At 50.6% G+C, this 9,664-nt stretch carries 9 protein-coding genes; 5 read left to right on the top strand and 4 right to left on the bottom strand.

The window, feature by feature from the left end; translation table 11 throughout:
* Positions 1-97 precede the first annotated feature (97 nt).
* Positions 98-1,411 carry a hypothetical protein gene (locus PHF27_RS11625; RefSeq protein ID WP_300070170.1) on the top strand — a complete coding sequence of 438 codons (1,314 nt, stop codon included), beginning with the start codon at positions 98-100 and terminating at the stop codon, positions 1,409-1,411.
* A gap of 393 nt (positions 1,412-1,804) precedes the next feature.
* Here the strand turns inward: PHF27_RS11625 and PHF27_RS11620 are convergent, their stop codons facing one another.
* Positions 1,805-3,310, bottom strand: a complete 1,506-nt coding sequence (locus PHF27_RS11620) for a PLP-dependent aminotransferase family protein (protein ID WP_300070167.1) — start codon at positions 3,308-3,310, stop codon at positions 1,805-1,807.
* Between the two features lie 125 nt (positions 3,311-3,435).
* Here PHF27_RS11620 and PHF27_RS11615 point away from each other — a divergent pair, with 125 nt between their 5' ends.
* From PHF27_RS11615 to PHF27_RS11605, 3 genes are read left to right on the top strand one after another with little or no spacing between them, the layout of a single operon-like run.
* Positions 3,436-4,149, top strand: a complete 714-nt coding sequence (locus tag PHF27_RS11615; protein WP_300070164.1) for an AzlC family ABC transporter permease — start codon at positions 3,436-3,438, stop codon at positions 4,147-4,149.
* Positions 4,142-4,465, top strand: coding sequence for an AzlD domain-containing protein (locus tag PHF27_RS11610; RefSeq protein ID WP_300070163.1), 324 nt, complete (start codon positions 4,142-4,144; stop codon positions 4,463-4,465). The genes PHF27_RS11615 and PHF27_RS11610 overlap by 8 nt, the downstream gene beginning before the upstream one ends.
* 1 nt (position 4,466) lies before the next feature.
* A complete protein-coding gene (locus tag PHF27_RS11605) occupies positions 4,467-4,910 on the top strand; it encodes a C-GCAxxG-C-C family protein (RefSeq protein ID WP_300070161.1) in 444 nt (147 codons plus the stop codon).
* Between the two features lie 75 nt (positions 4,911-4,985).
* Here PHF27_RS11605 and hypD read toward each other — a convergent pair whose 3' ends face one another.
* The 3 genes from hypD to PHF27_RS11590 form a co-directional block, all read right to left on the bottom strand.
* Positions 4,986-7,364 carry a trans-4-hydroxy-L-proline dehydratase gene (gene hypD / locus PHF27_RS11600; protein ID WP_300070158.1) on the bottom strand — a complete coding sequence of 793 codons (2,379 nt, stop codon included), beginning with the start codon at positions 7,362-7,364 and terminating at the stop codon, positions 4,986-4,988.
* Between the two features lie 4 nt (positions 7,365-7,368).
* The gene (locus PHF27_RS11595; RefSeq protein ID WP_300070155.1) at positions 7,369-8,244 is read right to left on the bottom strand and encodes a glycyl-radical enzyme activating protein; all 876 of its coding nucleotides are present in this window, start codon (positions 8,242-8,244) and stop codon (positions 7,369-7,371) included.
* 290 nt (positions 8,245-8,534) lie between these two features.
* On the bottom strand, positions 8,535-9,089 hold the full coding sequence (locus PHF27_RS11590) for an XRE family transcriptional regulator (protein WP_300070152.1): 555 nt from the start codon (positions 9,087-9,089) through the stop codon (positions 8,535-8,537).
* Positions 9,090-9,305: 216 nt separating this feature from the next.
* Between PHF27_RS11590 and PHF27_RS11585 the strand changes: the two genes are divergently transcribed.
* Positions 9,306-9,578: a hypothetical protein gene (locus tag PHF27_RS11585; protein WP_300070149.1), complete on the top strand. Its 273-nt coding sequence runs from the start codon at positions 9,306-9,308 to the stop codon at positions 9,576-9,578.
* Positions 9,579-9,664: the final 86 nt, after the last annotated feature.

Below are 9,664 nucleotides of genomic sequence, written 5' to 3'. Positions count from 1 at the left end.
CATGGCAGTCCATAGTGATTGCCTCCTCGTTGTTGATGGTTGTGTGAGAACTCCATTCTACCATACGAGGAAAAGTCACCATGGACTTTTTTCTTAAGTGTTCAACTTCATTTTACAATCAACCAAACTATTTCTAATTACAGGAGAGAAGAAAATACTAAAGATCTTACCACCTCAAGTGCGATGTAATGATGATGTTGTAAATTGTTTGATTCAAAGTCTTAAAGATAATGGAGATGTGCAAGCGGCTATGCTTCTTCCAGAACATATACGAACACGAGAGGATGTAGTTGATTCTTTGATAGAAATACTTCAAACGACTGGAGACGATAGAATAATCCAGTTAATCCCAGCTGGTTTGCGTAATAGTAAAAAAGTAATCGATTATTTAGTGAAAACCCTCAAAACATCAGGGGACAGAAGACTATTAAATCTGATTCCAGAGAATTTACACTATAGTAAGGAGGTATACCCTTTCTTATCGAGTAGTAAACAAGCAGAGTACCTTTTAAATCTTTCGCTTGAAAGATTTAAACCTTACTGGGGATTGAGTACAGATAATTGTAAAAAAGAATATCTGATGAGTAAAGTAAAGCTAGGCGAACATATTCCGGATATTATTTTTTGTGGTGATGATTCTATTCATGCGGCATTATATCAGCTGTCAAAAGCTAGAAGCCTGCAATTTTTTGAGGTGCTTCATCGACGTATTCAAGACTTTGTGATTATGCAGGCGTGGGATATAACCCCGATTAACTTAGATTGGTTATTGCCTGAATGTGATAAAGGCATAGTAACCTATTGTGAAGGGAAACTATGGCCATGTGATAAGGCCCCACATAGAGTATATTGTCCTAGAACAAAGCGTTCGTGTAATAGTGAAAGGGTATGGCCCCAAATGGATTTACCCATTAGAAAGTGGTCTATTACAGAGATATTGTCATATTTTAATATACAACCGCGCTTATCTGACGTAAAGAGATCAGAGGAATATGCCGCGCGGTTGGGAGGTTGGTTGAATCGATTAAATGAAATACGAGAAAGGCTAAAATGTAGAGGCTGCGGGGGGCCTTTAGTTTCTAATATGAAGTATTCCTCGAACTTAGCCATATTTAATGCCACAGTTTTTTCATGTAAAATGAATGGCATTGATCATGATAAGAATATATATATAAGTCATTGCTGGGCATGTGGTAAGGTGATTGATAGCAGAGTGGATTCTGTTAAGGACAAAGATAATTTTTATCTTTGTTTACAGTGTGGTAGTGGGTCGAAGAGGAATGATGGAGTACAAGGAAAACTATGCCCTAAATGTGGAGATTCTCGCATGTATATATCTAAATTTAAACTGAATAATATGTACTGCCCCAAGTGTAAACATGAGATTAATCCCCCCCATAAAAGTTTATGAACCAAGGCATATGTGAGGGAGTTTCATTTTCACATTTGACTATTCGACCTTCGGGGGCCATTAATATATTAACGCATACACCTCGTGCATACTATATTTTGGTCGTTTTTAAAAAGATGAAGTTATGAAAAACTCTCATGTAAGAGAGCTGCAAACATAGATAATTCTTGTTTGCAGCTCTTTTTCGTTTTCCTGTCATACTCTTTGATTATATTATCTTTTTCAATTTTCCAGGGAGCCGCTCATCTAATGAGCGCTCCGGCAAAGCTAGAAATTTTTCTGTCAGGTGAGAAAGAAAATGCAGGCATAGCGGCGCTCTGCCGAGGCTTTCTGACGATGGATGACGGAACAAGGGCTGCTTTGTCGCGAGATGCGCATAGATGAGCGGCTCCCTTAGAGGATAGGCTGGCCGGAGCGGAAAGCGGGGATGGTATGGCGGCGCGGATGCTTGCGCAGATTGCGCAAGGCTTGGCCTAAGCGTTGGGCGGCAATTTCCATGGCGGCTTCGTCGTGTGTAGCAAAGCACAGCCGGAAATAATCCGTACCGGCGCGGTCGGCGTAAAAGGCTTCGCCTGGAACAAAGGAGACCCCTTGACGGGCGGCTTCGTATAAAAGCGCCTGGGCGGAGCCTTCCCCTTTGAGACGGCACCAAAGATAGAAGCCGCCGAGGGGCAGTTCAAAAGAAAGATCTGCGCTGCAATGGCGTTTAAGCGCTTGCGCTAACGCATCGCGGCGGCGCTGGTAGTGAGTGCGGATGTGGCGCAAATGAGCGTCGGCCTTGCCGGAACGCATATATTCTGCCAGACACAGCTGCGCCAGATTGTTGCTGTGCAGATCGGCGTACTGTTTTTCTTCGGCCAGGCGATTGAGTACTTCCCGCGGCGCTGCCAGCCAGCCGGTACGCAAACCGGGGAAAAAGATTTTGGAGGCAGATCCTAGATACAAAACGCCGCCGTAGTGGTCGCGGCTTTTTAAAGGCTGCGGGGCGGGCGTTTCGTAGTGTAGATGACCGTAGGCGTCGTCTTCTACAATGACCAGATGATACTTGGCGGCCAAGTCTAGAAACTTTTGGCATACTGAGGCGTCGGGACTGCGGCCGGTAGGATTTTGGAAGGACGAGCCCAGATAGAATAGCTTGGGGCGGTAGCGGACAAGGTAGTCCTCCAAGAAAGGCAGCGACTGGCTGTTCAAGGGACCGGGGAGAGTGAGCAGGCGTGCGCCGGCCGCCTGGAAGACTTGGATGGCTCCCAAATAGGTTGGTGATTCGACGACAATGCTGTCGCCGGGGGAGATAAAACATTTGCAGAGAAGATACAGACCTTGCTGAGAGCCGCTAAGAATCATGATATCCTCCGCGTCTAAATGAAGCTGGCGGTTTTCTAGCCAAGCCGCCAGCTCCTGACGCAAGGGCGCATAGCCTTCGATGGGCAGATACCCAAGTTCGGAGGCGGGAACCGGTTGCTGCAGCTGTTGCAGCATATCTAGAGGATACAGCGCAGGATCCGGCATGCCGGCGGCTAGGGAAATGCTGTCAGCAGCAGCGGGAATGGCCAAAAGACTGCGCAAAATTGAGGAAAGGGGACTACTCAAATGCGGCAGTAAGAGCTGGTTCCAAGGCATCGGCGGCAACGGAGCGGAAGCGGCGTCTTCGCCGATATAGGTGCCGCTGCCGATGCGCGAGGATACGCTGCCGTTTTGTTCCAGGAGGCGGTACGCATTGACAATGGTAGTACGGCTGAGACGCAGGTCTTCTGCTAGACGCCGTTCCGGCGGCAGGCGTTGCCCGTTGCGAAGCTGGCCGGTTTCAATGGCTTTGGTCAGCGCCAGGGACAATTGTTTATAAAGCGGCAGAGAAGACGGGGGCTGTAATTGAGTTTGCAAAAAATTGGTTAAGTCCATTTTCTGTTCCTCCTGAAAAAAGCCAGAGATTTCTTTGAATATCTTAAATTGGCTATTTCCAATTTAAATCCTTCTTGGTAAGATGCAAATACAAGAAAATACAAAATGCAAAATCAGGAGGGAAAATGATGCTAGAATGTGTTGATAGTGCCTGGCGAAAAGAATTTTGTCTGGGCATGAAAGATACGGCGCCGCTGATGCTGGGCGTATTTCCGTTCGGCCTTACTTTTGGCATGCTGGCGCTGGGTGCCGGACTGACGCCGGCAGAAACCATGGGCATGTCGTTGTTGGTTTTTGCGGGAGCGGCGCAGTTTTTTGCTATTTTGCTGCTGGGCCAGGGAGTGGTGTCTTGGAGCGTACTAGGCTTAACCACACTCCTTGTCAATTTGCGTCATTTGTTAATGGGAGCATCCATTGCACCTTACGTATTGAAGCTTCCTTTTTGGCAGCAGGCGCTGCTGGCGTTTGGCATGGCAGATGAAACCTATGCGGTGACCGTAAGCCGTATTGCCACGCATGGTTATCAACCGGCCTATCAATGGGGCAGCAATGCTGCTGGATACTGTACTTGGGCTATTTCTACGGCTTTAGGCGTAGCGGTAGGCAGCCAGCTGGGAGATCCTTTGGCCTGGGGTCTGGATATTGTCATGCCGGCTACCTTCTTAGCTATGCTGATGCCGCGTTTGCGTCACAAGCCGGGCTTGGCGGCGGCGCTGACAGGAGCCGTTATTTCTGTAGTTGGTTCGTTATATTTGCCGGGGAAATGGTATTTATTGCTGGCGACAGTAGCGGCTGCTTTTGTCGGCGGCTGTCTGGAAGGAGAGAAGCAAAATGCGTGAAGAATATTGGCTGATCATTTTAGTTATGGCAGGCGCTACGTATGCTACGCGGGTAGGAAGTTTTCTGCTGTTGCGTTTAACCGGTTTGCCGAAGGGGTTGGAACGTTGGACGGCGCAGGTGCCTACCGGTATTTTGGCGGCGCTGGTAGTACCGGCTTTGCTTTTGCCCCAAGGACAGCTAGATCTGTCTTGGCATAACACCTATCTTGTGGCAGGCGCAGCGGCTGCTTGGGTAGCGTGGAGGACCAGCCAAGCCGTATGGACGATGGCTGCAGGCCTTGGCGTAATGGGACTGTTGCGCTTAGGAGGAATTTGAGATGGCGGATGCGGTGCAACAATGGGCATGTGAGCGTGTACACCAGTGTTATTGGCAGAACGATTGGAATTGCGCTCGGACGCAATTGGCTCTGCAATGTGAAGCGGCGCAGCTGTCATTGCCGCCCCTATGGGCAGAGGCGATGGCTGGGCTTCATGGCGCTGGCGGTTATGGAGCGCAGTGCGGCTTGGTGGAAGGGATGCTGGTCTTTCTTGGTTTGCAAGGAGCGTTGGCGGAGGAGTCGGCAGAAGAAATCTCGGCACATTGCCGGGGCTTTGCGGCTGCCTTTGAAGCCCGTTTTGGCAGCTTGCTGTGCCGGAAGCTGCGGCCGCAAGGCTTTCCGCAAGACGGGCCTTCGCATGCTTGCGAAACGTTGACAGCCCAGGCGGTCGTATTTGCCAGACAGTGGTTGTTGGCAGCGAAGATCCAAGGGAAAATGGATTGACGCCTGCATGGCGTCAACATAAAATCAGACCGCTAAATCTATAGATTTAGCGGTCTGATTTTGTGTTGTATGTTTTTAGCCAATCGTCTGTTCCGTGCGTTCGATGATTTCATCTTGCAGTTCTCGGCTAAGATTGTGGAAGTGGTCGCTGTAGCCAGCGACGCGGACGATGAGATCTTTGTAGTCTTCCGGGTGTTCTTGGGCGGCTAAAAGCGTTGCCCGGTCAATGACGTTGAACTGAATATGATGGCCGTCCAAGGAGAAGTAGGCGCGTACAAGAGCGGCCATGTTCTCAAGGCCTGCTTCGCCTGCGACGGCGGCAGGATTGAATTTCTGATTGAGCAGCGTGCCGCCGGTGAGAAGCTGATCCATTTTGGCCGCTGAGCGGATGACGGCGGTGGGGCCTAGGCGATCAGCGCTTTTTTCGGGCGAGATACCTTCAGATACCGGCTTGTGCTCCAAACGCCCATTGGGGCTGGCGCCGAGGACGGAGCCAAAGTACACATGGCAGGTGGTAGGCAGCATATTGACGCGATAGCTGCCGCCGCGGCCATTGGGGCGCCCGGTAACTTCGTCGTGGAACGAACGAAAGGCTCGCTGCATCAGGTCGTCGGCGGCATCGTCGTCGTTGCCATAGCGAGGGGCTTTTTCGCGCACTAAATGGTGCAAGCGCAGGTGGCCGTCAAAATTATCTTGTAGGGCCGTAACCAGCTCTGGGAGGGTGAATTTGTTCTCTTTGTAGACCAGAGTTTCGATGGCGGCAAGACTGTCGGTGAGCGTGCCGATGCCGACGCCTTGGATATAGCTGGTATTATAGCGGGCGCCGCCTGCATTGTAGTCTTGGCCGTTTGTGATGCAGTCGTCTACAAGGCAAGACAGAAGAGGCACGGGCATATAACGGGCGTATAGACCTTCGATAATTTGATTGCCTTTTACTTTGATATCTGTCATGTAGTGCAGCTGTTCTTCATAGGCCCGATAGAACGAGTCAAAGTCGCTGAAGGAAGCCGCTTCCCCGGTTGCCGGTCCCAGACGCTTGCCGGTCATGGGATCCACGCCGTTGAAGAGCGTGAGCTCCAAAATTTTGGGGAGATTGAGATAGCCTGTCAGGATATAGGCTTCCTTGCCGAAAGCGCCTGTCTCTACGCAGCCGCTGGCGCCGCCTTGGCGCGCATCCTCCAGGGACTTGCCGGCGTTAAGCAGCTCTTGCACGATACTTTCGGTATTGTAAAAAGCAGGCTGTCCCCAACCCTGGCGGGAAATAGCGCAGGCTTTTTTGAGAAAATCCTGTGGAGTGCGGCGGCTGATCTGCACGTTGGAGCTGGGCTGCAAGAGGCGCATTTCGTCCATGGTTTCCAAAATCAGATAGGATACTTCGTTAACGCCGTCGTTGCCGTCGGGCGTAATGCCGCCGGTATTGAGGTTGGCGAAATCCGTGTAGGTGCCGCTTTCTTTGAGAGTAATGCCTACTTTGGGAGGAGCGGGCTGATTATTGAATTTAATCCAGAAGCATTGCAGCAGTTCTTTGGCTTGTTCGCGCGTCAGGCGTCCTTCGGCCAGGTCTTTACGATAAAAGGGAATCAGGTGCTGATCTAGGCGGCCAGGGCTGTAAGCGTCCCAGGGATTGATTTCTGTCGTTACACCGATGTGCATAAACCAATACATCTGCAGCGCCTGATGGAACGTTTGCGGCGCATGCGCCGGGACGGTAAGGCAGTTGGCAGCAATGGTTTGTAACTCGCTTTTTCGCTGCGGATCGCTTTCTTTTTCCGCCAGCTCCTGTGCCAAGGCGGCATAGCGGGCGGCATAGAGCATCATGGCGTCGCAGGCAATGCGCATGCCTGTGAGCTGCGCTTTTTTATCTAGATAGGAAGAATCGGTCAGCGGGTCTAGTGCGGCCAAGGAGGTATCAATTCGTTTCTGGACATCCAAAAGGCCGCTTTGGTACATTTTGCCGTCGGCAACGGTGTGCCCAGGACCGCGCTGCTCCATAAACTCTGTGAAAAGGCCGGCTTCATAACAATCGTGCCATTCCTGCGGCAGAGAATCCAAGATCTTGCCGCGCAAGGCGCGATTTTTCCAAAACGGAATAATTCGTTCTTTTTGCAGCTTTTTTTCGTCCTCGCCGACGCGGAAATACACAATTTCTCGTTGATCCATGACGGTGAGATCTTCTTCCGTGTGGCAGCAAAGCTCGGGAAAAGAAGGGGCTTGCTGCGGGGCTTCGGCTTTCTCGCCGACTAACAGCTCGCCGGGTCCCAGGTAGAGGGATTTGTGCAGCATAATATGCTGCAGTGTCAAGGCTCGCAGCATAGGCACGGGGACGCGGCCTTCGTATTTTTCATAGGCTTCGGTAACCAAACGACTGCGCTCCAGGGATAGGCGAGGTTCCGCCGTGGTACTCTCCTGGCGCAGGCTACGGATGCGTTCATTCATGCCTCGTTCTTGCTTCATAATCTTATCCTCCTTGTTGCACCGGATGGCCGGCGTTCTGAATGGTAGTAAGCCAATGTTCTAAGGTAGAAGCTGTGGGCGGCTGTCCCTGGAAAACGGGATAGCCCAGGCGGCTTGATTTGGAACCGCCAATGCTATGATAGGGAAGCAAGTGGATGCGCTGCGGCTTAATCGCTTCAAACAGTGGCAGCCACGCGGCAAGATCTTGGGGACGGTCATTGCGATCGGCTGCAAGGGGCAGGCGCAGCGAGAGAGAGGCGCCTGCTGCGGCCAGTTTGCGCAAATTATCCAGGATGATCTTGTTGCCGACGCCTGTAAGACGTTGGTGTTCTGCATCGTCTGGATGCTTCAAATCGTAAAGAAAGAGCCGCGTATATGGAAGAATAGCGGCAAAATGCTCAAACGGCACATGACCGCAGGTATCGACAACGACGGAAAGGCCTCTTGTGTTGGCGGCCTTGGCTAACGCAAGAGCGGCTTCCGGCTGTGCCAACGGTTCGCCGCCGGATAAGGTGATGCCGCCGCCGGAGGAGTTGTAAAATGCTTCGTCACGCAACGCTAGCTGCAGCGCTTCTTCTAAGGCGTACTGGCGGCCTGCCAAGTGACGGGCGTCTCCCAGGCATTCTTCGCAGCAGAGAGCGCAGGCTTGGCAGTTGTTTCTTTGCAGTCGGCCCTGCGGCGTCGCTTGCTGAGGGCAGACGCTTTCACAATAACCGCAGGCAATGCATTTTTCCGCAGCATGCAGCAGTTGTGGCTGAAACGCTTGGCTTTCCGGGTTGTGGCACCAAAGGCAGCGCAACGGACAGCCTTTGAAAAAGAAGGTCGTCCGAATGCCCGGTCCGTCGTGGATGCAGAAGCGTTGGATTTGAAATAGCAGCATAAAAACCTCCGGTTGTTGGTCGTTTTTAATTAAGAGAGTGATTTTCACGCTTGAGTATTTGGCTTGAAAAAATAGATCTAGTGGCGAACACAGTACGTATAACCATGTATATTTGGTCGCTGCTATGATTCAAGGAGATACAGGTTTAATGAACGCTCCGACAAAGCGAGGGATTTTTTTATCAGACGCGGAAGAAAACGCAGGAATAGCAGCGCTCTGCCGAGGCTTTCTGACAATGTATGATGAAAAAATAACCGGTTTGTCGTGAGATGTGAATAAAGCAGTATCTCCTAATGTGGGTTGGGGTGGCTGACAACGAGAAAGCGGACGCATTTGTTAGTGAGATTGCCCCAGTTGTGAGGCAAGGAAGAAGGGTAATGGGCGGAGTCGCCTGGGCAGAGTTCTTGGCGTTCACCATCAAGAACAAGTGTCAGCACGCCTTCTAAAACGTAGATGAACTCTTCGCCGTCGTGGCTGTAGGGAAGAAGGCTTTCGTCCTTATTTAAGGGGAGAAGCTCTACGAGGCGAGGCAGCATGGCCTTGGGCTCGGCTTGGTTAGTGAGGTGGTAATGGATGAAACGTCCAGGTTCAATTTGGGCAGTTTGTCGCTCGTAGCTGCGGAGCAAGCGCTTTTTCCCTAGGGGAGGGCTGCTGAAAAAAAGGCTGGGTTCTACATCGAGGGCTACCGCGATTTTGCGCAGGGAGTCTACGGCGATATCAGTAAGATCCCGCTCTAATTGAGAGAGAAAACCGGTAGACAAGCCTGTTTTTTGGGCTACCTCTCGCAGGGTGAGGCCGCGGCGGCGGCGCAGTTCCTTAATTTGGGCACCGATGGAAGTAGGCATTAAGAACCTCCTGGTTTTGTTTCTTTTTAATTTCATTTTAGCAGTTAAGATTTAAAAAACAATGTCGAATTTTGATAAAAAGACATTTTTTTTGATTAAGTGAACAAGAAAGAGAAAAAAGGTCAAAGTTGAGGCTAAAATCCATATTGACGCTTGCGCGTGGCTGTGATAGCGTGTAGTTATCTTTGGGAAAAACAGTAATTTGGAGGGAATAGTATGGCGGAAAGGAAGAAAATCCGACTTCCTTTGCAAGAAGTGCAGCCGGGAATGGCTGTGGCGGAGCCAATCTGTCTAGAAGGCGAAAAAAACGTTTTTTTGGCAGAAGGAGCCTTGCTGACGGAGCGGATTTTAGAGCTATTGCGCTTGCGAGGGCAAGAGGCGGTAGTGGTATATGTTCCAGCCGCGAATGATGCGAGTTTCGCCATGCAGACGTTGTTCCGCGAAACCTATCTATTTAGCCCCCTAATGAAGTTGGAGTCTTGTCTCTAAATCGGATAGAATAAAAACAGAAGGGTGGAGACAAGATATGAAGGGCAAAAACTACACTAAAGAATTTAAAGAATCAGTACTGAATG

This window comes from Anaeromusa sp. (genome assembly GCF_028691475.1).
Taxonomy (GTDB): domain Bacteria; phylum Bacillota; class Negativicutes; order Anaeromusales; family Anaeromusaceae; genus Anaeromusa.
Note: the sequence above shows the minus strand (reverse complement) of the source record. Positions and strands in the feature narration are given on the sequence as shown.